This is a genomic window from Pseudomonas cedrina subsp. cedrina (assembly GCF_001983175.1).
In the GTDB taxonomy this organism is placed as follows: domain Bacteria; phylum Pseudomonadota; class Gammaproteobacteria; order Pseudomonadales; family Pseudomonadaceae; genus Aquipseudomonas; species Aquipseudomonas cedrina.
In genome coordinates this window covers 303,400-328,360 of record NZ_MNPW01000002.1, presented here as the reverse complement: position 1 = coordinate 328,360, position 24,961 = coordinate 303,400, and the positions used below count along the sequence as shown (strand labels likewise).

General features: G+C 60.5%; 17 protein-coding genes. 6 read left to right on the top strand and 11 right to left on the bottom strand.

Going from position 1 to position 24,961, the window contains the following annotated elements; genetic code table 11:
• Positions 1 to 135: 135 nt before the first annotated feature.
• From mfd to BLL36_RS04565, 3 genes are read left to right on the top strand one after another with little or no spacing between them, the layout of a single operon-like run.
• Positions 136 to 3,585, top strand: coding sequence for a transcription-repair coupling factor (gene mfd / locus BLL36_RS04575; protein ID WP_076950294.1), 3,450 nt, complete (start codon positions 136 to 138; stop codon positions 3,583 to 3,585).
• An 11-nt stretch (positions 3,586 to 3,596) separates the two neighbouring features.
• The gene (locus BLL36_RS04570; protein ID WP_076950293.1) at positions 3,597 to 4,163 is read left to right on the top strand and encodes a CsiV family protein; all 567 of its coding nucleotides are present in this window, start codon (positions 3,597 to 3,599) and stop codon (positions 4,161 to 4,163) included.
• Between the two features lie 9 nt (positions 4,164 to 4,172).
• Positions 4,173 to 6,881 carry a DEAD/DEAH box helicase gene (locus BLL36_RS04565; RefSeq protein WP_076950292.1) on the top strand — a complete coding sequence of 903 codons (2,709 nt, stop codon included), beginning with the start codon at positions 4,173 to 4,175 and terminating at the stop codon, positions 6,879 to 6,881.
• Between the two features lie 101 nt (positions 6,882 to 6,982).
• Here the strand turns inward: BLL36_RS04565 and BLL36_RS04560 are convergent, their stop codons facing one another.
• The 3 genes from BLL36_RS04560 to BLL36_RS04550 all read right to left on the bottom strand — a co-directional run bounded on the left by BLL36_RS04560 (position 6,983) and on the right by BLL36_RS04550 (position 12,229).
• Positions 6,983 to 10,291 carry a DEAD/DEAH box helicase gene (locus BLL36_RS04560; RefSeq protein ID WP_076950291.1) on the bottom strand — a complete coding sequence of 1,103 codons (3,309 nt, stop codon included), beginning with the start codon at positions 10,289 to 10,291 and terminating at the stop codon, positions 6,983 to 6,985.
• A 93-nt stretch (positions 10,292 to 10,384) separates the two neighbouring features.
• Positions 10,385 to 11,395: a beta-N-acetylhexosaminidase gene (gene nagZ, locus BLL36_RS04555; protein ID WP_076950290.1), complete on the bottom strand. Its 1,011-nt coding sequence runs from the start codon at positions 11,393 to 11,395 to the stop codon at positions 10,385 to 10,387.
• Between the two features lie 126 nt (positions 11,396 to 11,521).
• Complete coding sequence (locus BLL36_RS04550) at positions 11,522 to 12,229, bottom strand: TetR/AcrR family transcriptional regulator (RefSeq protein ID WP_076950289.1); 708 nt, start codon at positions 12,227 to 12,229, stop codon at positions 11,522 to 11,524.
• 263 nt (positions 12,230 to 12,492) lie between these two features.
• On the opposite strand from BLL36_RS04550, the gene lexA reads away from it, so the two are divergent.
• Both lexA and sulA read left to right on the top strand, forming a co-directional pair.
• On the top strand, positions 12,493 to 13,101 hold the full coding sequence (lexA, locus tag BLL36_RS04545) for a transcriptional repressor LexA (protein WP_003172575.1): 609 nt from the start codon (positions 12,493 to 12,495) through the stop codon (positions 13,099 to 13,101).
• A 10-nt stretch (positions 13,102 to 13,111) separates the two neighbouring features.
• Positions 13,112 to 13,585 carry an SOS-induced cell division inhibitor SulA gene (sulA, locus tag BLL36_RS04540; RefSeq protein WP_076950288.1) on the top strand — a complete coding sequence of 158 codons (474 nt, stop codon included), beginning with the start codon at positions 13,112 to 13,114 and terminating at the stop codon, positions 13,583 to 13,585.
• Positions 13,586 to 13,803: 218 nt separating this feature from the next.
• Here the strand turns inward: sulA and BLL36_RS04535 are convergent, their stop codons facing one another.
• The 7 genes from BLL36_RS04535 to BLL36_RS04505 all read right to left on the bottom strand — a co-directional run bounded on the left by BLL36_RS04535 (position 13,804) and on the right by BLL36_RS04505 (position 22,150).
• Positions 13,804 to 14,037, bottom strand: a complete 234-nt coding sequence (locus BLL36_RS04535; RefSeq protein ID WP_005786160.1) for a hypothetical protein — start codon at positions 14,035 to 14,037, stop codon at positions 13,804 to 13,806.
• Positions 14,038 to 14,154: 117 nt separating this feature from the next.
• A complete protein-coding gene (locus BLL36_RS04530; protein WP_076950287.1) occupies positions 14,155 to 14,676 on the bottom strand; it encodes a DUF6586 family protein in 522 nt (173 codons plus the stop codon).
• Between the two features lie 129 nt (positions 14,677 to 14,805).
• The gene (gene topA / locus BLL36_RS04525) at positions 14,806 to 17,427 is read right to left on the bottom strand and encodes a type I DNA topoisomerase (protein WP_076950286.1); all 2,622 of its coding nucleotides are present in this window, start codon (positions 17,425 to 17,427) and stop codon (positions 14,806 to 14,808) included.
• Positions 17,428 to 17,541: 114 nt separating this feature from the next.
• Complete coding sequence (locus tag BLL36_RS04520; protein WP_076950285.1) at positions 17,542 to 17,778, bottom strand: DUF1653 domain-containing protein; 237 nt, start codon at positions 17,776 to 17,778, stop codon at positions 17,542 to 17,544.
• 97 nt (positions 17,779 to 17,875) lie between these two features.
• Positions 17,876 to 19,051 (bottom strand): acetyl-CoA C-acyltransferase FadA, encoded by a 1,176-nt coding sequence (fadA, locus tag BLL36_RS04515; RefSeq protein WP_076950284.1) that lies wholly within the window; start codon positions 19,049 to 19,051, stop codon positions 17,876 to 17,878.
• 29 nt (positions 19,052 to 19,080) lie between these two features.
• Entirely contained in the window at positions 19,081 to 21,228 is a 2,148-nt protein-coding gene (gene fadB / locus BLL36_RS04510; RefSeq protein ID WP_076950283.1) for a fatty acid oxidation complex subunit alpha FadB, read from the bottom strand.
• Between the two features lie 484 nt (positions 21,229 to 21,712).
• Positions 21,713 to 22,150, bottom strand: a complete 438-nt coding sequence (locus tag BLL36_RS04505) for a hypothetical protein (RefSeq protein ID WP_076950282.1) — start codon at positions 22,148 to 22,150, stop codon at positions 21,713 to 21,715.
• A 105-nt stretch (positions 22,151 to 22,255) separates the two neighbouring features.
• Between BLL36_RS04505 and BLL36_RS04500 the strand changes: the two genes are divergently transcribed.
• Complete coding sequence (locus tag BLL36_RS04500) at positions 22,256 to 22,696, top strand: universal stress protein (protein WP_076950281.1); 441 nt, start codon at positions 22,256 to 22,258, stop codon at positions 22,694 to 22,696.
• 182 nt (positions 22,697 to 22,878) lie between these two features.
• On the opposite strand, the gene BLL36_RS04495 is transcribed toward BLL36_RS04500, so the two are convergent.
• Positions 22,879 to 24,798: an ATP-binding cassette domain-containing protein gene (locus BLL36_RS04495; RefSeq protein WP_076950280.1), complete on the bottom strand. Its 1,920-nt coding sequence runs from the start codon at positions 24,796 to 24,798 to the stop codon at positions 22,879 to 22,881.
• Positions 24,799 to 24,961: the final 163 nt, after the last annotated feature.

Below are 24,961 nucleotides of genomic sequence, written 5' to 3'. Positions count from 1 at the left end.
GTCAAAACACGCCTTTGTTTGTCTTAGCCACTACATTTCCTACAAACCGCATTAGGCACAGTCAGCAACTGACAGGCGGCACCTCTGGCCGTTACAATTACCGACTTTGTCGCAACGCTTGGAGCTCAACCTTCCGTGCCCGTTCTGCGTCTACCGCTACTCCCTGCCGCGGCAGGTAAACAGCATTGGGGCAATCTGCCCGGTGCCGCCCTGAGCCTGGCCATTGCCGAGGCTGCCAGCGCAGCCAAGCGCTTTACCCTGCTGCTCACCGCCGACAGCCAAAGCGCCGAACGGTTGGAGCAGGAGCTGAGCTTCTTCGCCCCCGATTTGCCGGTGCTGCATTTCCCCGACTGGGAAACCCTGCCCTACGACCTGTTCTCGCCGCACCAGGACATCATTTCCCAGCGCATCGCCAGCCTGTACCGCTTGCCGGAACTGGCCCACGGCGTGCTGGTGGTGCCGATTACCACGGCGTTGCATCGCCTGGCGCCGACCAAGTTCCTGCTGGGCAGCAGCCTGGTGCTGGATATCGGCCAGAAGCTCGACGTCGAGCAGATGCGCATGCGCCTGGAAGCCAGCGGCTACCGCTGCGTCGATACGGTGTACGAGCACGGCGAGTTCGCGGTGCGCGGTGCGCTGATCGATTTGTTCCCGATGGGCAGCAAATTGCCCTACCGCATCGACCTGTTCGATGACGAAATCGAGACCCTGCGCACCTTCGACCCGGAAAACCAGCGTTCCATCGACAAGGTGGAATCGGTCAAGCTGCTGCCGGCCCGTGAATTCCCGCTGCAAAAAGACGCGGTCACGCGCTTCAAGGCACGCTTTCGCGAGCGCTTCGACGTGGACTTCCGTCGCTGCCCGATCTTTCAGGACCTGAGCAGCGGGATTACACCGGCCGGTATCGAGTACTACCTGCCGCTGTTCTTCGACGAAACCTCCACCCTGTTCGACTACCTGCCCCAGGACACCCAAGTGTTCTCGCTGCCGGGTATCGAACAGGCGGCGGAAAACTTCTGGAACGACGTGCGTAACCGCTACGAAGAGCGCCGCGTCGATCCGTCCCGTCCTTTATTGCCGCCGGCCGAGCTGTTCCTGCCGGTGGAAGATTGCTTCGCACGCCTGAAAAACTGGCCGCGGGTGGTCGCCAGCCAGCAGGACGTGGACGCAGGCGGCGGCCGCGAACGCTTCCCGGCGGGCACTCTGCCGGACCTGGCGATCCAGGCCAAGGCCACGCAACCGCTGGAAGCGCTGTCCAACTTCCTCGCTGACTTCCCCGGCCGCGTGCTGTTTACCGCCGAATCCGCCGGTCGTCGCGAAGTGCTGCTGGAACTGCTTGAGCGCCTGAAGCTGCGACCGAAGACCGTCGACAGTTGGCCGGATTTTGTAAAAAGCAAAGAACGCCTGGCAATCACCATCGCACCGCTCGATGAAGGCCTTCTGCTGGACGACCCGGCCCTGGCGCTGATCGCCGAAAGCCCGCTGTTCGGCCAGCGCGTGATGCAGCGCCGACGCCGCGAAAAACGCGCCGACGCCAACAACGACGCCGTGATCAAGAACCTCACCGAACTGCGCGAAGGCGCGCCGGTGGTGCATATCGACCATGGCGTGGGCCGCTACCTGGGCCTGCAAACCCTGGAGATCGACAACCAGGCGGCCGAATTTCTCACCATGGAATACGCCGAGGGCGCCAAGCTCTACGTGCCGGTGGCCAGCCTGCACCTGATCGCGCGCTACACCGGCAGCGACGACGCGTTGGCGCCGTTGCACCGCCTGGGCTCCGAAACCTGGCAGAAAGCCAAGCGCAAGGCCGCCGAGCAAGTGCGCGACGTCGCCGCCGAACTGCTCGACATCTACGCCCGCCGTGCCGCGCGCGAAGGTTATGCGTTCGCCGACCCGAAAGCCGACTACGCCACCTTCAGCGCCGGCTTCGCATTCGAAGAAACCCCGGATCAGCAAACCACCATCGAAGCCGTGCGCGCCGACATGCTCGCGCCCAAGCCGATGGACCGCCTGGTCTGCGGCGACGTGGGCTTCGGCAAGACCGAAGTGGCGATGCGCGCCGCCTTCATCGCGGTGCATGGCGGCAAGCAAGTGGCGATCCTGGTGCCGACCACCCTGCTCGCCCAGCAGCACTACAACAGCTTCCGCGACCGCTTTGCCGACTGGCCGGTGAGCGTGGAAGTGATGAGCCGTTTCAAGTCCGCCAAGGAAGTGAATGCGGCCATCGCCGACCTGGCGGAAGGCAAGATCGATATCGTCATCGGCACCCACAAGCTGTTGTCGGACGATGTGAAGATCAAGAACCTGGGCCTGGTGATCATCGACGAAGAACACCGCTTCGGCGTGCGTCAAAAAGAACAGCTGAAAAACCTGCGCAGTGAAGTCGACATCCTGACCCTGACCGCCACGCCGATCCCGCGCACGTTGAACATGGCCGTGTCGGGCATGCGCGACCTGTCAATCATCGCCACGCCGCCGGCGCGGCGCTTGTCGGTGCGCACCTTCGTGATGGAGCAGAACAAAAGCACGGTCAAGGAAGCGTTGCTGCGTGAACTGCTGCGCGGCGGCCAGGTGTACTACCTGCACAACGACGTGAAGACCATCGAAAAATGCGCCGCCGACCTCGCCGAACTGGTGCCCGAAGCGCGTATCGCCATCGGCCACGGGCAGATGCGCGAGCGCGAACTCGAACAGGTGATGAGCGACTTCTACCACAAGCGCTTCAACGTGCTGATCGCCTCGACCATCATCGAGACCGGCATCGACGTGCCGAGCGCCAACACCATCATCATCGAGCGCGCCGACAAGTTCGGCCTGGCCCAGTTGCACCAGTTGCGCGGCCGGGTCGGGCGCAGTCATCACCAGGCCTACGCCTATTTGCTGACGCCGCCACGGCAACAGATTACCTCCGACGCGGAAAAGCGCCTGGAGGCGATCGCCAATACCCAGGACCTGGGCGCAGGTTTTGTGCTGGCCACCAACGACCTGGAAATTCGTGGCGCCGGCGAACTGCTGGGCGACGGCCAGAGCGGGCAGATCCAGGCGGTGGGTTTCACCCTGTATATGGAGATGCTCGAACGCGCGGTGAAAGCCATTCGCAAGGGCGAGCAGCCGAACCTCGACCAACCATTGGGCGGCGGCCCGGAAATCAACCTGCGCTTGCCGGCCTTGATTCCCGAAGACTACCTGCCGGACGTGCATGCGCGGCTGATCCTGTACAAGCGCATCGCCTCGGCCACTGACGAAGAGGGCCTCAAGGACCTGCAGGTGGAGATGATCGACCGCTTCGGCCTGCTGCCGGAGCCGACCAAGAACCTGGTGCGCCTGACCCTGCTCAAATTGCAGGCCGAGCAACTGGGCATCAAGAAGGTCGACGCCGGGCCGCAGGGTGGGCGTATCGAGTTCGAAGCGCAGACGCCGGTGGACCCGTTGGTGCTGATCAAGCTGATCCAGGGCCAGCCCAACCGCTACAAGTTCGAAGGGGCTACGCTGTTCAAGTTCATGGTGCCGATGGAACGTGCCGAAGAACGCTTTAATACATTGGAGGCGCTGTTCGAGCGCCTCATCCCGAAATCTGCTTGAAGGACGCCCCGATGCGCCTGTTCCGCATGTTGAGCCTGTTGTTGCTGGTAGCGGCACCCGCGGCGTTCGCCGACAGCCCGTACCAGGTGGAGATGATCCTGGTGCGCCAGAACGCCGAGCCGGTGATCAATAGCCGCGCCGCGCCGGAAGACTGGGACACCGGGGCGCTGCGCCTGGGCGATAAGCTGAGCCCACCGCGCCTTTCCAGCATTGTCGACAAGCTGCGCGCCGACTCCACCTACACCGTGCTGTTGCACAAGGCGTGGGAACAGAACCTCGGCGAGCAACCGGTGAAGCTGGCGATTACCGACGGCCAGGAGCAGTTCGGGCAGTTCCCCATCGAAGGCGTGTTGAACCTGCAATTGGGCCGCTTCACCGATATCGACGCAGACTTCTGGATCAACCAGTTCGACGGCAACGGCAGCGTGATCGCCAGCGAACACCTGGCCCAGAAGGACGTGCGCACCAAGAACAACCAGCTCAACTACCTGGACGGCGGCCACCTGGCGCTGCTGATCAAGATCACCTCGTTGACCGCCAAGCCACCCAGCGCACCACCGCCCGACCTGCAGGACTGATCCAGCGCCATGCCCCTGACGTCGTCGCTGACCAAACCCCTGGCCCCTTCGTGGGCCAATCGCTTCAAAGAGCAGAGCCTCGAGCGCGGACGGCGGTATGCCCTGGAGAACCGGGTGCGCATCGTCGAGTCCGGCGACAGCACCATCACCGCCAGCTGCGAAGGCTCGGGCGGCAACGTCTATCGGCAGACCATCTCGCTGCGCGAGTCGGCCAAGGGCATGCTGATCCTGGTGGACAGCCGCTGTACCTGCCCGGTGCACACCAACTGCAAACACATCGCGGCGGTGCTGCTCAAGGTCCAGGAAACCCTGGCCTACCCGGCCGCGACCCAGGATGCCGAGTTGCTGGAAAAACTCCAGGCCGTGCTGGAAAACCGCCCGGTACTGCCGCAGGTGGTCATGGAGGATGTGCTGCCCGTGCCACGCCTATGGCTGGCCAGTGTCGAATTCAGCGCCTTTGAACCGCGCAACGGCAAGATGCAGCGCTATATCCAGCATCGCGCGGCGTTGTCGTTCAACTACCTGGGCAACTATGTCAGCGGGCAGAAAAACGCCGACATCATCGTGCGCCAGGACACCCAGAGCCTGCGCATCAAGCGCCATCCCGAGCTTGAGCAGCCGTACCGCGAGCGCCTGCGCCTGCTCGGTTTCAAGATCGCCACGCGCCAGAGCAAGGCCTTGCCGGAAAGCGCCGGCGAGTTGTTCGAGCTGGTCAATGACAGCGCCTGGCTCAACTTCACCCTCAATGCCCTGCCCACGTTGCGGGCCGAGGGTTGGGAGCTGCAGATCGAAGAAGATTTCGGCTTCGACCTGAGCGCCGTCGATGACTGGTACGCCACCGTCGACGAAGGCCCGGAGCGCGATTGGTTCGACCTGGAGCTGGGGATCATCGTCAACGGTGAGCGCCTGAGCCTGCTGCCGATTCTGCTGAACCTGATGCGCTCCCACACCGAGATCCTCAACCCAGAGAAACTGGCGCGGCGCCGCGATGATGAACTGATCCTGGTGAATATCCCTGGCCTGCCCAACGGCGGCCATGGTCCGCTGCAAGTCGCGTTGCCTTATGGACGCCTGAAGCCGGTGCTGGCCACCTTGGGCGAGTTCTACCTGCAAGAGCCCGGTACGACCACGTTACGCCTGGCCAAGGCCGATGCGATTCGCCTGAACCCGCTGGAAGACCTGCCGCTGCAATGGGAAGGCGGCGAAAAGATCCGCAACTTCGCCCAGCGCCTGCGAGATATCAAGGACTTCACCTGCGTGGCGCCCGAAGGGCTGAATGCGACCTTGCGCCCGTATCAACTGGAAGGCTTGAGCTGGATGCAGTCGCTGCGTCAGCTTGATGTCGGCGGCATTCTTGCGGATGACATGGGCCTGGGTAAAACCCTGCAGACCCTTGCGCATATTCTCACGGAAAAAAACGCCGGGCGCCTGGATCGACCCTGCATGGTGGTGATGCCGACCAGCCTGATTCCCAACTGGCTCGATGAAGCGGCGCACTTCACACCGCAACTGAAGGTGTTGGCGCTGTATGGCGCGTCACGCAAGAAGTATTTCCCGCCCTTAAAGGAAAACGCCCTGCAGGATTATGACCTGCTGCTGACCACCTATGCCCTGCTGCCCAAAGACATCGACACGTTGGCCGCCCTGCCCTTGCACGTGCTGATCCTCGACGAAGCCCAATACATCAAGAACCCGTCCAGCAAGGCGGCCCAGGCGGCGCGCGAGCTGAATGCCCGGCAGCGTTTGTGCCTGAGCGGCACGCCGCTGGAAAACCACTTGGGCGAGTTGTGGTCGCTGTTCCACTTCCTGCTGCCGGGTTGGCTGGGTGACGTGAAAAGCTTCAATCGCGATTACCGCGTACCCATCGAAAAGCGCGCCAGCGATGTACGACTGCAGCACCTCAACGGTCGGATCAAACCCTTCCTGCTGCGCCGCACCAAGGAACAGGTGGCCACGGAGTTGCCGCCCAAGACCGAGATCATCCACTGGGTGGACCTCAGCGAAGCCCAGCGCGACGTGTACGAAACCATGCGTCTGGCCATGGACAAGAAGGTGCGCGACGAGATCACCCGCAAGGGCGTGGCGCGCAGCCAGATCATCATTCTTGAAGCACTGCTCAAGTTACGTCAGGTGTGCTGCGATTTGCGGCTGGTCAATGACGCCACCCTGCCCGCCCGTGGCGGCAGCTCGGGCAAGCTTGATAGCCTGATGGCGATGCTCGAGGAGCTGTTTGCGGAAGGTCGGCGCATCCTGCTGTTTTCCCAGTTCACCTCGATGCTGAGCCTGATCGAAATCGAGCTTCAAAAGCGCGGCGTCGCCTACGCCTTGTTGACCGGCCAGACCCGTGATCGGCGCACGCCGGTGAAGGACTTCCAGAGCGGCAAGTTGCAGATCTTTCTGATCAGCCTGAAGGCCGGCGGTGTAGGTCTGAACCTGACCGAAGCCGACACGGTGATCCACTACGACCCGTGGTGGAACCCGGCCACGGAAAACCAGGCGACTGACCGTGCGTACCGCATCGGCCAGGAGAAGCCGGTGTTCGTGTACAAGATGATTGCGCGCGGGACGGTGGAGGAGAAAATCCAGCACCTGCAAAAGGAGAAGTCAGATTTGGCGGCGGGTGTGCTGGATGGGCGCACGACTGAGGACTGGCAGTTGGGCAATGAGGATATCGAGGCGTTGTTTGCGCCGTTGCCCAATAAGCAAGAGAAGCGCTGACTGTTAGACCGTCATCGCAGGCAAGCCAGCTCCCACCTTTTGATTTGTGAATACATTCAAGTGTGGGAGCTGGCTTGCCTGCGATGGACTCAACGCGATTTTCAGCCAGGCAAAGGTGCAAACAGCGCCTCGATATCCCGCTGCTCCAGCTTCCAGCCAGCACTGGCGCCCCCTTCCAGCACCCCATCGGCCAACGCCGCTTTCTCCAACTGCAGCGCCTGAATCTTTTCTTCGACCGTTCCCCGGGCAATCATCTTGTACACGAACACGGGCTTATCCTGTCCAATCCGGTAAGCCCGATCCGTCGCCTGATTTTCCACCGCAGGGTTCCACCAAGGGTCGTAGTGAATCACCGTATCCGCAGCGGTCAGGTTCAAGCCGGTGCCACCCGCTTTCAGACTGATCAGGAACAACGGCGTCCTGCCCTCTTGGAAGTTCTTCACCGGCGTGCGCCGATCAAGGGTTTCACCGGTGAGAATCGAATACTCGACCGCACGCTGTTTCAGTTCTTCTTCAATCAACGCCAACATCGACGTGAATTGCGAGAACAGCAGAACTCGCCGCCCTTCGCTGAGCAGTTCCTCTAACATATCCATCAAACTGCCCAGCTTGCCGGTGCCGGCTTTCGCGGCCTTGGTCACCGGTGCCGACTTGACCAGCCGTAAGTCACAACACACCTGACGCAACTTGAGCAACGCTTCAAGAATGATGATCTGACTGCGTGCGACACCGTGGCGACTGATTTCATCGCGCACTTTTTTGTCCATGGCCACTCGGACGGTTTCGTAGACATCCCGCTGTGCATCGCTCAAATCAACCCAATGGACGATTTCGGTCTTGGTCGGCAGCTCGGTGGCCACTTGTTCTTTCTTGCGCCGCAACAGAAACGGCTTGATACGTGCGGTGAGGTGCTGCATACGCTGGGCATTGCCATGTTTTTCGATCGGCGTGCGGTAATCACGATTGAAGGTCTTGCTGTCACCCAACCAGCCCGGCAACAGGAAGTGGAACAGCGACCACAACTCGCCCAGATGGTTTTCCAGCGGCGTACCGCTCAGGCACAACCGCTGGCCGGCCTCCAACTGACGAGCCGCCTGGGCTGCCTTGCTGTTGGGGTTCTTGATGTTCTGCGCTTCGTCGAGGATCAGCACGCTCCAGCGCTGTGGCTGCAGCACTTCAAGGTCTCGCGGCAACAGCGCGTAGGTGGTGAGCACCAGGTCATAATCGCTCAGGCGCGTGAAATCACTCTGGCGTTGGGTGCCATGCAGCGCCAACACTTTGAGCTGCGGGGTAAAACGCGCGGCTTCATCCATCCAGTTAGGGATCAGGCTGGTGGGCATCACCGCCAGTGCGGGCGCCTGCAAGCGGCTGGCCTGCTTTTCGCAGAGCAGATGCGCAAGGGCCTGCAGGGTTTTACCCAGGCCCATGTCATCCCCAAGAATCCCGCCAACTTCCAGCTCGCGCAGGGTTTGCATCCAGTTCAAGCCTTCGAGCTGATAGCCGCGAAGTTCGGCGCTCAACCCCTGGGGGGCGGGTACATGCACATGGACGGCATCTTTCAGACGCTTGGCGAAATCACGCAGCCGCTCGCCGCCCTGCCAGACCAGGGGAATGCCTTCCAGATCACTCAGCCGTGCCGCATCCGGCGCGCGCAGCCGCAATGTGTCACCTTCGGGTGCACGCAGGTAGAGCTCGCCGAGGGTGGCCATCAGCGGTTTGATGCGACCGTAGGGCAGCGCGACCTTGGTGTTATCACGCGCCCCCAGGCTGACCAGTACGCGCTCATCGTCGCCACGCTCGGCCATGTAGGTGGGATCGAGCAGCCTGGGCTGACGGCGCATCAAGTCAAGTACGATTGGCAGCAGGCTGTGGCGCTCGCCGTTGACTTCGATGCCCAGCTCAAGGTCAAACCACTCGTGACCGGGCGACTCCTCGATGTCGGCGTACCAGTGGTCCACGGCTTCCACGTCGTAATAAAAGCCAGGATCGAGGACGATATCCCAACCCGACTCGCGAAGGGCGGGCACATGATGCTCGACGAAATTTAACCAGTATTCATCCGCGGGCAGGTCAAACATCTCGCCGGCGCTTTCCGGCAACGCGCGCGTCTTGCGATTGACCTTGGCAAAGCCCAGTTTGGTCAGGACTTTGCGCAATGCTCTCTCGGCCAAAGGCTTGCGTTGGATACGCTGGGTTTCGGTACCACTCAACAAGCGTATCTCAGTGCCAGCCTTATCGCTGGCCAAGCTATCGCCATAACGAAAGGCCAGCGCGGCACGGTGTTCGAGCGTCGGCATTGGCCGACGATATTCGGAGTTATAAGAATAGGATTCGTCGCTACCCAATGTCAGGCGCGCCTGCGGCTCGATCGTATCGATTATTCGCTCGGTCAACGCACGCGGCGGTGGAATCGCAGTGCCCGCTGCACTGATGCGGTGGCTGAATAACGCAACCTGGTTGGCCGGCACCTCAAGCAAGCTAGACAAGTGAATAGCCAGGCGGTCATCCATCTCATACTCGAGCGGCCCCAGCTCCATGGTGTCCATGTTCAAATAATGAAGCGGCTTGAGCGGCAGGATCTCGTGCAGCTGCAGTTCGTCGCTGGACCACTGCGGTCGATAGCTGCCGTCGGGCTGTACGGCCCAATTGAAACGGGCAATACGCTTAGGCCCAGGGTTAAGCGGTAACTGAGCCTCAAATTCCATGAATAGCCGCCCGCTTTTGAGCGCCAGTTTCATAATTTCGGCGCCGTCCTCGCCCTCCAGCGGGAACGTACTGCCGTAGCGTCCGTACGCTCGCCCAAGCAAGAGTAGCCGACAGATGCGCTTGTCTACTTCAAGCATGTAACCGGGGGAACGCGCCAAGGTGTCATCAAGCGAGTACAGCGCCTTGATTTCGCTGTAACCGCCTTTTTTCAGGGTGCGCGCCCGGTAGACGGCCAGCGACCAGCGGTTTGAATGAGCGTCAGGGTTGAGCTGGTACAGCAAACAGGTGCTGCTGCCCTTGGGTGACGATTCAACTTCTGGACGTGCGGCAGGGATATTGTTAAGCCATTGCTCGATCTGCGGATTGAGGCGCTCGCCCGGTGCATTTTCTGACTCACTCAGCCCTTGCGCCAGCGTAATTACCTCGAACAGCACCGCTGCGGCATGTTTGCAATTGACTCCCACGGGGCAAGCGCACACGCAATCGATATCGGTCCAGCGCGGGTCTTCCTTGGCGGCCAGACTGATCAGCAGCGAATAGACACTGCCGCCCGATCCCTTACATTTTGCGATGAGTCGCTGCGTCCCGACTTCGACGATTTGGACACGACCTTCAGCCGCATACTCAAAACCACGATCAAGGGTGCGAGGGGAGAAATTCTCTTGCCAGTCAAGACCAGCGAGGCGTGTCATCAGGTTATTCATGGGCGCATTTTAGACAAAGCGTTAGAGAGATCGAAACCGATGCTTCCAGCATCCGAGTACGAATTGCTTTGAGTCTCGACTGAATACCTGTCGTCACTCGATCAACTGAGCGTCTCGGAGCGCGCCCACTGCCAGCATCCAACGCGGATCCTGCTTGTAATCCGTCGAAGCCTTTGCCTGAGCACGCATGCGTGCAATGCGAGCCGATGGTGTGACCTTCATGCGTTGAGCGGCTGTGAGTGCAAGCTCGGCAGCCGCTCGATCGTTGCACACCAGGCCCATATCGCAACCCGCTGTCAACGCCGCTTCGATACGGCTGGCCGCATCCCCCACCACATGGGCGCCCGCCATCGACAGGTCGTCGCTGAAGATCACGCCGTCGAACTGCAACTCGCCACGCAGGATGTCCTGCAACCAGCGGCGCGAGAAGCCGGCGGGCTGGGCGTCGACCTGCGGGTAGATGACGTGGGCAGGCATCACGGCCGCCAACTGCTTGCTCAGGCGTGCGAAAGGCACCAGGTCATTGGCGCGAATCTGTTCCAGGCTGCGTTCGTCATTGGGGATGGCGACGTGGGAATCCGCCTCGGCCCAGCCATGGCCCGGGAAGTGTTTGCCGGTGGCGGCCATGCCGGCGCTGTTCATGCCACGGATAAAGGCACCTGCCAGCACGGCGGCGCGTTCGGGGTCGCCTTCGAAGGCACGGGTGCCGACCACGGCGCTGCGCTGGTAGTCCAGGTCCAGCACCGGGGCGAAACTCAAATCCAGGCCCACCGCCAATACTTCGGTGGCCATGATCCAGCCGCACTGCTCGGCCAGGTACTCGGCGTTGGGGTGAGCCGCCAGGGCGCGCATGGCTGGCAGGCGTACAAACCCCTGGCGCAAACGCTGCACGCGACCGCCTTCCTGGTCGACCGCCAGGAGCAGATCCGGGCGCACCGCACGAATCGCCGCGCTCAGTTCGCGCACCTGCCGTGGGTGTTCGATGTTGCGTGCGAAGATAATCAGGCCGCCCACTTCAGGCTGGCGCAACAGGTGGCGGTCCTCGGCCGTCAGCCAGGTGCCGGCAACGTCAACCATCAAAGAACCTTGCAGGGCAACAGTCATAAACCTTCCTTAAATAACGCACACGACCCGTTGCCCTCAGTAAAGGCAACGGGTCGTGAGTAAATAGCTGAAATCAACATGGCGGCTAGCTTAGCGGATGCAAGCGGCCGCGCACACCCGCGGCGGTCAAACCTTGGCGGGGGCTGGCGTGGTTTTGCTGCGCGGGCGTAACTGGGCGGCCGCCATGGCCAGGTCGGTCACGCCGGTTTCGGCGCGCATGCCAGCGGCGAGGAACGGCACCATCAGGCGCATCACTTGTTCGATGGAGGTGTTGACGCCGAAATCGGTCTCGGCAATGGCGCGCAGGGCCTTGATCCCGGACATGCTGAACGCGGCCGCACCGAGCATGAAGTGCACGCGCCAGAACAGTTCGATAGGCGGGATGCGCGGAGCGGCTTCGTTGACCAGCAACATGTAGCGACGGAATACCTTGCCGTACATGTCTTCCAGGTAACGCCGCAGGTGCCCCTGGCTCTGGCTGAAAGCCAGGCCCAGCAAGCGCATGAAGATCGACAGGTCGTTGCCGCTGCGGGGCTGGACCACCAGGGCTTGCTCGACCAGGATCTCCAGCAAGTCCTCCAGGGTCGGCTTGTGGTCGGCCTTGGCCTGGCGACGCTCCAGCTCACGGTCGAGGCTGACGCAGAACGGCCCCAGGAAACGCGAGAAAACCGCCTGGATCAGGGCCTTTTTCGAGCCAAAATGGTAGTTCACCGCAGCAAGGTTGACGCCAGCCTTGCTGGTGATCAGCCGCAGTGAAGTTTCAGCAAATCCTTTTTCCGCGAACAATTGCTCGGCAGCATCGAGAATGCGTTCAACGGTTTCCGACTGGGCCATGGCTACTCCGCCTGACAAACACTTGTTTGAAACATACGTTTCAGTTTGTGTCTTGTCAAGCCTGCGGGTTCGCTTTCCGGCCGGTCAGTCATGTATTTCATCCCTATTTAATCACATCCCTGACGGTCTGTAGGCAGCGCTATCTCTGCCTTGTAGGAAGCTAACGCGATGACCGTCCAGCGGAGCGTTGGAAAAGGATGATTGCCAAGCGCAGTTCACTGTATATAATCCCAGTCACTGTATAAAAAGACAGAGCGATCAACATGCTAAAACTGACGCCACGCCAAGCTGAGATTCTGGCTTTTATCAAGCGCTGCCTCGATGACAACGGCTACCCGCCGACGCGAGCGGAAATTGCGCTGGAACTGGGGTTCAAGTCCCCCAACGCCGCCGAAGAACACCTCAAGGCCCTCGCTCGCAAAGGCGCGATCGAGATGACCCCCGGTGCCTCGCGCGGTATCCGCATCCCTGGCTTCGAAGCCAAGGCCGACGAATCGACCCTGCCCATCATCGGCCGCGTCGCCGCCGGTGCGCCGATCCTGGCACAGCAGCACGTCGAAGAGTCATGCAATATCAACCCGACCTTCTTCCATCCTCGCGCCGACTACCTGCTAAGGGTCCATGGCATGAGCATGAAGGACGTGGGCATCTTCGACGGTGACCTGCTGGCTGTCCATACCACCCGCGAAGCCCGTAATGGCCAGATCGTCGTCGCCCGCATCGGCGATGAGGTCACCGTCAAACGCTTCAAGCGCGAAGGCAGCAAGGTCTGGCTCCTGGCCGAGAACCCTGAGTTCGCCCCGATTGAAGTGAACCTTAAAGACCAGGACCTGGTGATCGAAGGCTTGAGCGTCGGCGTTATTCGCCGCTAAAGGAGGCATCATGCAGCTCGTCCACACCCCACAACACACACAACTGTCGCTGTTCGAGGCCTTCATGGCCCAACCCCTCGCGCCTATCCTCAAGGAAACGGTCGAGGCGCCCTGGAGCGCCGAGCCGGAGGCGTTCAGTGAATTGTCGTTGCGCGGTGCAGCGGGGAGCTGCCTGAGCCTGCTGGCGCCGATCCTGCGTGAATTAAGCGAAGAGCAGGACGCCCGCTGGCTGACACTGATCGCCCCGCCCGCCAGCCTGACCCAGGCCTGGTTGCGAGACGCCGGTCTAAACCGTGAGCGTATCCTGTTGCTGCAACCGCGCGGCATGCAAAGTGCCCAGCAGTTGACTTGCGAAGCCTTGCGCCTGGGCCGTAGCCATACGGTGGTGAGTTGGCTGAACCCACTGAATGCCAGCGCCAAGCAGCAGCTGATCAGCGCCGCGCGCGTGGGCGATGCACAGAGCTTGAATATTCGATTGGGATAATTACTTGAGGCGGCCCTTTGAAAATCGGGCGTCTCTGATGGGCTCTGTAGTGAGCGGGCTTGCCCCGCGCTGGGCTGCGAAGCGGCCCTGACATAGATGAATGCGGTATATCAGTTAATCCACAGTGTCTGGTTTTGGGGCCGCTTCGCAGCCCAGCGCGGGGCAAGCCCGCTCACTACAAAATCAATGCGGCACAAAAAGCCTGATCGTCGCAGACCTCAGTGAAGCACCCGCGGCCCATCGTCCTTCTCCGGCTCGCCTTCCGCCAAACGACCCGCCATCTGCACACCCACGCTCAACATGGCTTTTGCCACTTCCACGTGTTGGCCCTGCAAGAACACCTTGGCGTCCTCGGAAAAATCCAGAATAACCAGAGAACCCTCGTCCTCCGCCCGGCGCAGCTCGATACGGCCGTCAGGCAACTCAACAATTTCCAGAAAGGACGTTGGCATAAAAGTCTGTTCTCCACGAAAGGCCGGGATTATATCAGTCATCCACCCAGCCCCGCAGAGGATCTGAACAGGTTTCTTTACAGCTTGATGAACGGTGCTTTCAGGCCTGAACAGGCATTAGCACTCGTTCAAGCCTTCACGAAAGCGCAGTGCCATCTTTTTCAACGCCTGGCGCCAGCCTTCCAGCTCTTCGCGGCTTAACGGCTTGGGCTCATCTTCTTGCATCGCAACCGCCACGATCAACGGCTGGGTCACATCACCCTTGGGCACATGAGGAACCCGCGGCGGCTGGAACATATCGGCATGCGCCTTGAGCAAGCGCGCAATCCAACTGTCGGGGCTTTGCGCCATTTCAACCAGCTCGGCCAATTCAGGAATCGCCATGGATTCGAGCACTTCGCGGTTCATGATCATCTCTGCACGAGGCGAGCCGGCTTGAGGCAAGCGATAGAACCCGGCGATTTCATGGCACAGGCCCAGCAAGGCGCCATACAAGTGGAACAACGCCGCTTCGCGCCCGGCCTGGATCAACGCGATGGCATTCATCTCTTTCCCTTCCTCGGCGCGGCCAAGGGCTTCCAGGGATAAACCCGCAAAGTAAATTTTCTGATTGGTACGGGTATAGAGTTCGTTGGCCATAAGGCTGTCTCCACAACGAATGAGGCGTGATGCTGGCTGAACAGTGTCACGGATCAGCCGAGCGCACTGCAAGCGTAAAAAAAGGCCGCCTGTTACAGGCGGCCTTTGTTTTCGCAGCTTATGGGTCGGTCAAGCGCCCTGGCGCTTGTCCTCGACCTTCCACTTGCCGCCGTCGTAGAAGGCTTTCCAGCCGGTAGGCTTGCCGTCCACTTCGGTCTGCACGTACTGCTCCTTGGTCTTGCGGCTGTAGCGGATCACGGCCGGGCGACCATCCGGGTCCTTCTTCGGCGCTTCGCACAGGAAGTGGTACTTGGGATCGATCTCGTCCTTGTGCGGCACGATCTCCAGCACCAACGGCGCACGGGTCTCGCGGTTTTTCGGGAACTGGCTGGCGGCCAGGAACAGCCCAGAAGCGCCGTCACGCAGGATGTAGGTGTCGTTGACCTTCTCGCACTTGAGTTCGGGCATCTTCACCGGGTCCATCTTCGGCGGCGCCGCGTCACCGCTTTTGAGCAGCTTGCGGGTGTTCTTGCACGTGGGGTTGGTGCAGCCAAAGAACTTGCCGAAACGGCCGGTCTTGAGCTGCATCTCGCTGCCGCACTTGTCGCATTCCAGGCTTGGGCCTTCGTAGCCCTTGATGCGGTAGGTGCCCTCTTCGATCTCGTAGCCATTGCAATCGGGGTTGTTACCGCAGATGTGCAGCTTGTGCTTCTCGTCCAACAGGTAGGCGTCCATCGCCGTGCTGCAGATCGGGCAACGGTGCTTGCCACGCAGTACCAGCGATTCGGATTCGCCTTCGTCGTCCGCGGCAATTTCATCACCCGGCACCAGGTTGACGGTGGCCTTGCAGCGCTCTTTCGGCGGCAGGCTGTAGCCCGAGCACCCCAGGAACACGCCGGTGGACGCGGTACGGATCTGCATCGGCCGGCCGCACGTCAGGCACGGAATGTCGGTCATCACCGGCTGGTTGGCGCGCATGCCGGTTTCAGGACTTTCTGCCACTTCGAGCTTTTTCTTGAAGTCGCCGTAGAACTCGTCCAGCACGCTTTTCCAGTCGCGCTCGCCTTGGGCGACGTCATCGAGGTTCTCTTCCATGCCGGCGGTGAAGCCGTAGTCCATCAGGTTGGAGAAGCTCTCGGACAGACGCTCGGTAACGATGTCGCCCATCTTTTCCGAGTAGAAACGACGGTTGTGCAGCGCCACGTAGCCGCGATCCTGAATCGTCGAGATGATCGCCGCGTAGGTCGAAGGACGACCGATGCCGCGTTTCTCCATCTCTTTGACCAGGCTGGCTTCCGAGTAACGCGCCGGCGGCTTGGTGAAGTGCTGGGACGGGTCGAGCTTGATCAGCTTGAGCGTATCGCCCTGGGCCATGTCCGGCAGCACATCGTCATCGCCTGGCTTGGCGATCTGCGGCATGACGCGGGTGTAGCCGTCGAACTTGAGGATACGGCCCTTGGCACGCAGCTCGAAGTCGGATGCAGCAACGCTGACGGTAGTCGACAGGTATTGCGCCGGCAGCATCTGGCACGCCAGGAATTGGCGCCAGATCAGCTCGTAGAGGCGCTCGGCGTCGCGCTCCATGCCGCTGAGCTTGCTTGGCTCGGTGTTGGCGTCGGAAGGACGAATCGCTTCGTGAGCCTCCTGCGCGCCTTCCTTGCTGCTGTAGACGTTCGGCTTCTCCGGCAGGTATTTCTTGCCGAACTCGGTTTCAATATAAGTACGCGCCATCGCCACCGCGTCTTGCGACAGGTTGGTGGAGTCGGTACGCATGTAGGTGATGTAGCCGGCCTCGTAGAGACGCTGGGCCATCATCATGGTTTTCTTCACGCCAAAGCCCAGGCGGTTACTCGCGGCCTGTTGCAGGGTGGAGGTGATGAACGGTGCCGACGGCTTGCTGCTGGTCGGCTTGTCTTCACGCTTGACGATGCTGTAGCTGGAAGCCTTGAGCTTTTCCAGCGCGGCCATGGCCTGGGCTTCGTTCAGCGGCTTGAAGGCTTCGCCCTTCTCGCGAGCCACTTCGAAGCGCACGTTGGCGCCCTTGGCGGTGCCCAGGTCGGCGTGGACTTCCCAATACTCTTCAGGGTTGAACGCGCGGATCTCGCGCTCACGCTCCACCACCAGCTTCACCGCGACCGATTGCACGCGGCCGGCGGACAAGCCACGGGCGATCTTGGCCCACAGCAGCGGCGAGACCATGTAGCCCACGACGCGGTCGAGGAAACGACGGGCCTGCTGGGCGTTGACGCGGTCTATGTCCAGCTCGCCCGGCTTGGAGAAGGCTTCCTGGATGGCTTTCTTGGTGATTTCGTTGAACACCACGCGCTTGTAGCGGCTGTCGTCACCGCCGATGGCTTCGCGCAGGTGCCAGGCAATGGCTTCCCCCTCGCGGTCCAAGTCGGTTGCGAGATAGATGGTGTCAGCATCCTTGGCGAGCCGGCGCAGCTCCTCGATGACCTTTTCCTTGCCTGGAAGGATTTCGTACTTGGCCTTCCAGCCATGATCCGGGTCCACACCCATGCGCGAGACCAGCTGCTTGCGCGCTTTCTCTTTAGGGGTGAGTACCGGACCTTCGCCCGCGGCGGCCTTGCCGCGCTTGGCGGCAGGCTCCTTGCTGGCGCTAGCCGAACCGCTGGTGGGCAGGTCTCGGATATGGCCGACACTCGACTTCACCACGTACTCGTTGCCCAAGTACTTGTTGATGGTCTTGGCCTTAGCCGGGGATTCCACAATGACCAGCGATTTGCCCATGGATCGGAAAATTCCTGAATTCGAGAAGTGAAAGGCAGTTGGCGCCTGTCGCGGCAACGCTATATATAGTGGCAACAAGGTGAGGTCAAGCGCAGCATTCTGCGCGACTGGCCGTTATTGCCCTGAAAAAAGACTGGGTTCAAGCTGGACCAAAGCAAAGCGCGGGACCTGCTCGCCGTCAACTTCGACGGTCTCCAGGAACATGCTCAAAGGGCGCACCCAAAAGCCGTAATCGCCATACAGCGCTTGGTAAAACACGACTTCTTCTTCGGTTTCGGAATGCCGCGCCACGTTGAAAACACGGTACTGCGGACCTTTGTAATGCTGATAGAGCCCGGGTTCGACTTTCATGCTCTGGCCCTCTTACAAAATGTGTTGAAAAAAATATTAAAAATTCCCAAAAAACAAAAACCGGGGCACTGGGCCCCGGCTTCCGTCAACCCAACGCTTAAACGCGTTCGAAGACGGTCGAAATGCCTTGGCCGAGACCAATGCACATGGTAGCTACCCCGAGGTTGCCGCCATTTTGCTTCATCACGTTGAGCAAAGTACCGGAGATACGCGCACCGGAGCAACCGAATGGGTGGCCCAGGGCAATCGCACCGCCGTGCAGGTTAACCTTCTCGTTCATCTTGTCGAGTACTTTCAAATCTTTCAGCACCGGCAGGGCCTGTGCGGCGAAAGCTTCGTTGAGCTCGAAGAAGTCGATATCGGCGATAGTCAGGCCCGCGCGCTTCAAGGCTTTTTGGGTGGCCGGCACTGGACCATAGCCCATGATCGCCGGGTCCACACCCGCTACGGCCATCGAACGGATCACGGCCAGAGGCTGGATGCCGAGGTCCTGGGCACGCTGCGCCGACATCACGATCATGCACGATGCACCGTCGGTGATTTGCGACGAAGTACCGGCTGTCACGGTGCCGCCCTTTGGATTGAACGCAGGCTTCAATGCCGCCAGGCTTTCCAGGGTGGTGTCCGGACGAATGGTCTCGTCGTAGTCGAACAGTTTCAGGAAGCCGTTCTCGTCGTAACCGTTCATCGGGATGATTTCATCCTTGAACTTGCCTTCCACGGTCGCCTTGTGGGCGAGCTGGTGGGAGCGCAGGCCGAACGCGTCCTGGGCTTCGCGGGTAATGCCGTGCATCTTGCCGAGCATTTCAGCGGTCAGGCCCATCATGCCCGAGGCTTTCGCCGCGTACAGCGACATGTGCGGGTTGGGGTCAACGCCGTGCATCATGCTCACGTGGCCCATGTGCTCCACGCCGCCGACCACGAACACATCACCGTTGCCGGTCATGATCGCTTGCGCGGCAGTGTGCAGCGCGCTCATCGACGAACCGCACAGGCGGCTCACGGTCTGGCCGGCCGCGGTGTGCGGGATCTGGGTCATCAGCGACGCCATGCGCGCAATGTTCCAGCCCTGCTCCAGGGTCTGGTTGACGCAGCCCCAGATCACGTCCTCGACTTCGTTCGGGTCGACCTTGACGTTGCGTTCCAGCAGTTTGCTGATCAGGTGCGCCGACATGTCTTCGGCGCGGGTGTTGCGGTGCATGCCGCCCTTGGAGCGGCCCATCGGTGTGCGACCGAAGTCGACAATCACGACGTCTCTTGGATTCAAGCTCATAAATATTCTCGCTCTAGTCGTCTGGGCACTTAACCGAAGAAGCTCTGGCCGTTCTTGGCCATTTCACGCAGCTTCGCGGTCGGGTGGTACAGCGGGCCCAAATCAGCGTATTTGTCAGCCAGGGCAACGAACTCGGCCACACCGATCGAGTCGATGTAACGCAGCGCACCACCACGGAATGGAGGGAAACCAATACCGTACACCAGGCCCATGTCGGCTTCGGCGGCGGTCTCGACGATGCCGTCTTCCAGGCAACGCACGGTTTCCAGGCACAGGGCGATCATCATCCAGTTGATGATGTCCTCGTCCGACACCTCACGCTGTTCGTAGATGACCGGGGCCAGCACTTCGTGCACCGACGGGTCGGCGACCTTCTTCTGCTTGCCCTTCTTGTCGACCTCATAGGCGTAGAAACCCTTGCCGTTCTTCTGGCCCAGGCGCTTGGCCTCGTACAGCGCGTCGATCGCCGAGCGGCGGTCGTCCTTCATGCGGTCCGGGAAGCCTTCAGCCATCACGTCGCGACCGTGGTGGCCGGTGTCGATGCCCACCACGTCCATCAGGTACGCCGGGCCCATTGGCCAGCCGAATTTTTCCATGACTTTGTCGATGCGCACGAAATCCACACCGGCGCTGACCAGCTTGGCGAAGCCGCCGAAGTACGGGAACAGCACGCGGTTGACCAAAAAGCCCGGGCAATCGTTGACCACGATCGGGTTCTTGCCCATTTTCTTGGCGTAGGCAACGGTGGTGGCAATCGCCTCCTCGCTGGACTTCTCGCCACGGATCACTTCCACCAGGGGCATCATGTGCACCGGGTTGAAGAAGTGCATGCCGACGAAGTTCTCCGGACGCTTGAGGGCCTTGGCCAGCAGCGAGATGGAAATGGTCGAGGTGTTGGACGCCAGGATGGTGTCGTCCTTGACCTGGGCTTCGACTTCGGCCAGTACGGCTTGCTTGACCTTCGGGTTCTCGACAACCGCTTCGACCACCAGGTCGACATGGCCGAAATCGCCGTAGGACAGCGTAGGACGAATGCCGTTGAGCACTTCAGCCATTTTCGCCGGGGTCATGCGACCTTTATCAACGCGGCCCACCAGCAGCTTGGCGGCTTCCGCCAGGCCCTGCTCGATACCGTGTTCGTTGATGTCCTTCATCAGGATCGGCGTGCCTTTTGACGCCGACTGATAGGCGATACCGCCGCCCATGATACCGGCGCCGAGCACGGCCGCCTGTTTCACGTCACGGGCGATTTCGTCGTAGGCCTTGGCCTTCTTCTTCAGTTCCTGGTCGTTCAGGAACAGGCCGATCAGGCTCTGGGCCGCAGAGGTTTTCGCCAGTTTGACGAAGCCTGCCGCTTCCACTTCCAGGGCTTTGTCGCGACCGAAGTTCGCGGCTTTCTGGATGGTCTTGATCGCCTCGACCGGCGCCGGGTAGTTCGGGCCGGCCTGGCCTGCCACGAAACCCTTGGCGGTTTCGAACGACATCATTTGTTCGATGGCGTTGAGCTTGAGTTTTTCCAGCTTCGGCTGGCGCTTGGCCTTGTAGTCAAATTCGCCGCTGATGGCGCCCTTGATCAGGTTCAGTGCCGCTTCGGCCAGTTTGTCCGGGGCAACCACGGCATCGACGGCGCCGACTTTCAGCGCGTCTTCAGCACGGTTTTCCTTGCCGGCGGCGATCCATTCGATGGCGTTGTCGGCACCGATCAGACGCGGCAAGCGGACGGTGCCGCCGAAACCCGGGTAGATGCCCAGCTTGACTTCAGGCAGGCCGATCTTGGCCGTGGCCGACATGACGCGAAAGTCCGCCGCCAGGCACATTTCCAGGCCGCCGCCCAACGCGATGCCATTGATTGCGGCGACGGTCGGTACGTTGAGATCTTCGAAATCGCTGAAAATCTTGTTGGCTTCGAGGTTGCCAGCCACCAGCTCGGCATCGGGCAGCTTGAAGTTGTCGACGAATTCGGTGATGTCCGCGCCGACGATAAACACGTCCTTGCCGCTGGAGACGATCACGCCTTTAATCGATGCATCTGCTTTGATGGTGTCTACGGCCTGACGCAATTCATTCAGGGTTAGACGGTTGAACTTGTTGACGGACTCACCCTTGAGGTCGAACTTGAGTTCGACGATGCCACTTTCAAGAGCCTTAACCGTGATGGCTTTACCTTCGTAAATCATCAACTGATCTCCACGATATGGAAGCTGAACAGTACACACTGGACGCTGGCCTCTGGTTGGACATTGATGAATTCGTCAATGCTCATGCCATTGCACCAGGCACACCCGCCAATGCGATAGTCGGGATTCTGTATGAGTCGCCTGACAGACAAACGCTCAATTCATACGCCCGTTTGATTTGGGTACGCCACCTTCATCCAATTCCAGGCAATTGTCAATCGCTCCAAAGGCTAGGAAAAACGCGACTTTCCAGTCATTTAAGAACCCCAGCCCTGAATGCGACACGTCAATATTTGATTATTCATAGAATCAATAAGACAAAAGATCTCGGAAAGGACTGTACAGAACCGCATATGCCGCTAGGCTAGCGACAAGCGTAACGCGACGGGATGAACATCCAACGCGGGCAACACCGAAATTACCGGCCTGCCTGGCCAACTCCAGCCCGATGATGATATCGGGCTTTTTATTGCCTGCCGGTTTGTCAGGCCAGGGCCTTGAGCAGCGCATCGATCTCCTGCAGGACGCTCGCCTCGCCCTTCTCGCCCCAGTACAGCGCGATCATTTGCTTGTCGGCCTCGATCTTGTAGACGTTGCCCGGCAGCTTCGCAAAATACGGCAACAACTTTTCATCAACGCAGACTTCGCGCCATTGATTCACCCACACCCCCGGCTCCAGCTGCCAGTAGCTCCAGACCGTCGGCGTGCTGCTGCGCCGTGGCCGGCAGTACTGCGCGCAGGGGCTCGGCGGCTGGTGCTTGAGCCAGTGCGGCCACGCCTGCGGCGACAGTTGCATGGCCAGGCCGATGCGTCGCGCCTCCATGCGCAGGGCCATGCGCCCGCTCTGATGGCGCGAAGGACGCAGCCACACCAGAGGGCTCAGAACCACCAGAAGGATTGACACCACTATCCAGACCGTCATATGTGTACTCCCGATTTTCCCGATGAGCGGATTTGACTTGGGGCAACCCCATCCGCTTGAAAGCAGCCATACTGAATTTATTGCAGTCCCCTGGAGGAACGCCCCATGCCCTACGAACATATTCTGGTCGCCGTCGACCTGACCGAAGAGTGCGATCCAGTGATCAAACGCGCGCAGGAATCGTCCATCGCCAATGGCGCCAAACTGTCACTGGTGCATATCGTTGAGCCAATGGCCATGGCCTTCGGCGGCGACGTGCCCATGGATCTTTCCCAGTTGCAGCAACAGCAATTTGACCAGGCCAAGGAGCGTCTTGAGCGCCTGATCCTCAAATATCCCAAATTGAACAAAGAAGCGTGCCACCTCACCTACGGCCAACCGCGTCAGGAAATCCATCATCTGGCCAAGGAACACAACTGCGACCTGATCGTGGTCGGCAGCCATGGCCGTCACGGCCTGGCGTTGTTGCTGGGTTCCACCGCCAATGATGTGCTGCATGGCGCGCCGTGTGATGTGCTGGCCGTGAAGCTGGTGAAGGCACCTTAAGAACACTGAAGATCAAATGTGGGAGCTGGCTTGCCTGCAATAGCAGTCTGTCAGTTGATGCATCTGGTGGCTGATACACCGCTATCGCAGGCAAGCCAGCTCCTACATTTTTAACTGTATTCCATATGAAAAACCCGGTGCTCATCAGATGAACACCGGGTTTTTTATTGCGTGCCGATCACTCAGCCATCCAGCTCGGCCCAGCGCTCAACCAGCACTTCCAGCTCCTGGTTCAGTTTCTCCAGGGAAGCAATAACTTCGGCCGTCTCCGCCGCCGGACGCTGGTAGAAACCCGCGTCAGCCATTTGCGCTTCCACCGCGGCGATCTGCTGTTCCTTGGCGTCGATATCGCCCGGCAAGGCTTCCAGCTCGCGTTGCAGCTTGTAGCTGAGTTTTTTCTTGGTGGAGGGTGCGGCTTCCTGTGCCGGAGCAGCAGCGGCCACGGGCGCGACAACCGCCGAGGTCAGGTCGGCCTTGCCGGACTTGCTCTCGGTCACGCCCAACAGACGCGGCGAGCCGCCCTGGCGCAGCCAGTCCTGGTAACCACCAACGTATTCCCGCACCTTGCCTTCACCTTCGAAGACCAGGGTGCTGGTGACCACGTTGTCGAGGAATGCCCGGTCGTGACTGACCATCAGTACGGTGCCGTTGAAGGTCAGCAGCACCTCTTCCAGCAGCTCGAGGGTTTCCACGTCGAGGTCGTTGGTCGGTTCGTCGAGCACCAGCAGGTTGGCCGGCTTGCTGAACAGCTTGGCCAGCAGCAGGCGTGCACGCTCACCACCGGACAAGGCTTTGACCGGTGTACGCGCACGTTGCGGGCTGAACAGGAAGTCACCCAGGTAGCTGAGGACGTGGCGGCTCTGGCCGTCGATATCGATAAAGTCGCGGCCTTCGGCGACGTTGTCGATCACGGTCTTTTCCAGGTCCAACTGGTGACGCAACTGGTCGAAGTAGGCCACATCGATCCGCGTGCCCTCTTCCACCTTGCCGCTGGTCGGCTGCAGACCGCCAAGCATCAGCTTGAGCAAGGTGGTCTTGCCGGTGCCGTTGGCGCCCAGCAGGCCGATACGGTCGCCGCGTGCCAGGACCATGGAAAAGTCCTTGATCAGGAACGGGCCTTCCGGGTGATGGAAGCTGACGTTTTCCAGCACCATCACTTGCTTGCCCGACTTGTCGGCGGTATCGAGCTGGATATTGGCCTTGCCGGTACGCTCGCGGCGTTCGCTGCGCTCGACACGCAGCGCTTTCAACGCACGCACGCGGCCTTCGTTGCGGGTACGGCGCGCCTTGATGCCCTGGCGGATCCAGACTTCTTCCTGGGCCAGTTTCTTGTCGAACAGGGCGTTGGCGGTCTCTTCAGCCGAGAGTGCGGCTTCCTTGTGCACCAGGAAGCTGGCGTAGTCGCCGTTCCAGTCGATCAGGCCGCCACGGTCCAATTCGAGAATGCGGGTAGCCAGGTTTTGCAGGAAGGACCGGTCGTGCGTGATGAACAGCACGGCGCCCTGGAAGTCCTTGAGGGCTTCTTCGAGCCAGGCAATCGCGCCGATATCCAGATGGTTGGTCGGCTCGTCGAGCAGCAGCAGGTCCGGCTCGGACACCAGAGCCTGGGCCAGCAGCACGCGACGACGCCAGCCGCCGGACAACTGGGCGAGGGTCTTGTCGGCCGGCAGTTGCAGGCGGCTCAGGGTGCTGTCGACCAATTGCTGCAAGCGCCAACCGTCGCGGGCTTCGAGGTCTTGCTGGACGTGCATCAATTTGTCCAGGTCGGCTTCGGTCACGCAGTTCTGCGCCAGGTGATGGTACTCGGCTAGCAAGGCGCCCACGCCATCGAGGCCTTCGGCAACCACGTCGAACACTGTCCGCTCGTCGGCTACCGGCAATTCCTGCGGCAATTCGCCAATCTTGAGGCCCGGCGCGCGCCAGACAGAGCCCTCATCGGGCTTCTGGTCGCCTTTGACCAGCTTCATCATGCTGGATTTGCCGGTGCCGTTGCGGCCGATGATGCACACCCGCTCACCACGGGCGATCTGCCAGGACACCTTGTCCAACAACGGCATAGCGCCGAAAGCAAGGGACACATCGCTGAATTTGAGCAGGGTCATACGCTTCTCCAAAAACTGGGCGCGCATTCTACCTGAGTTGAGGGTGGGATGCGGCTGGCATTTTCGCTGCCGACACGTTCTGTAGGACATTTCCAACGAACTTGAATGAACCGGCCAGCAAAGCTTTCTCAGGCGTCGGGCAAAAGGCTAAGCTAGGGGCAAT

Bases quoted from the DNA above. Each gene is read 5' to 3' on its own strand.
- topA (WP_076950286.1), bottom strand. From the start codon at position 17,427: ATGGGCAAATCGCTGGTCATTGTGGAATCCCCGGCTAAGGCCAAGACC.
- BLL36_RS04565 (WP_076950292.1), top strand. From the start codon at position 4,173: ATGCCCCTGACGTCGTCGCTGACCAAACCCCTGGCCCCTTCGTGGGCC.
- BLL36_RS04535 (WP_005786160.1), bottom strand. From the start codon at position 14,037: ATGCCAACGTCCTTTCTGGAAATTGTTGAGTTGCCTGACGGCCGTATC.
- BLL36_RS04505 (WP_076950282.1), bottom strand. From the start codon at position 22,150: ATGACGGTCTGGATAGTGGTGTCAATCCTTCTGGTGGTTCTGAGCCCT.
- fadA (WP_076950284.1), bottom strand. From the start codon at position 19,051: ATGAGCTTGAATCCAAGAGACGTCGTGATTGTCGACTTCGGTCGCACA.
- BLL36_RS04495 (WP_076950280.1), bottom strand. From the start codon at position 24,798: ATGACCCTGCTCAAATTCAGCGATGTGTCCCTTGCTTTCGGCGCTATG.
- sulA (WP_076950288.1), top strand. From the start codon at position 13,112: ATGCAGCTCGTCCACACCCCACAACACACACAACTGTCGCTGTTCGAG.
- BLL36_RS04500 (WP_076950281.1), top strand. From the start codon at position 22,256: ATGCCCTACGAACATATTCTGGTCGCCGTCGACCTGACCGAAGAGTGC.
- BLL36_RS04520 (WP_076950285.1), bottom strand. From the start codon at position 17,778: ATGAAAGTCGAACCCGGGCTCTATCAGCATTACAAAGGTCCGCAGTAC.
- BLL36_RS04530 (WP_076950287.1), bottom strand. From the start codon at position 14,676: ATGGCCAACGAACTCTATACCCGTACCAATCAGAAAATTTACTTTGCG.
- lexA (WP_003172575.1), top strand. From the start codon at position 12,493: ATGCTAAAACTGACGCCACGCCAAGCTGAGATTCTGGCTTTTATCAAG.
- BLL36_RS04560 (WP_076950291.1), bottom strand. From the start codon at position 10,291: ATGAATAACCTGATGACACGCCTCGCTGGTCTTGACTGGCAAGAGAAT.
- BLL36_RS04550 (WP_076950289.1), bottom strand. From the start codon at position 12,229: ATGGCCCAGTCGGAAACCGTTGAACGCATTCTCGATGCTGCCGAGCAA.
- BLL36_RS04570 (WP_076950293.1), top strand. From the start codon at position 3,597: ATGCGCCTGTTCCGCATGTTGAGCCTGTTGTTGCTGGTAGCGGCACCC.
- fadB (WP_076950283.1), bottom strand. From the start codon at position 21,228: ATGATTTACGAAGGTAAAGCCATCACGGTTAAGGCTCTTGAAAGTGGC.
- nagZ (WP_076950290.1), bottom strand. From the start codon at position 11,395: ATGACTGTTGCCCTGCAAGGTTCTTTGATGGTTGACGTTGCCGGCACC.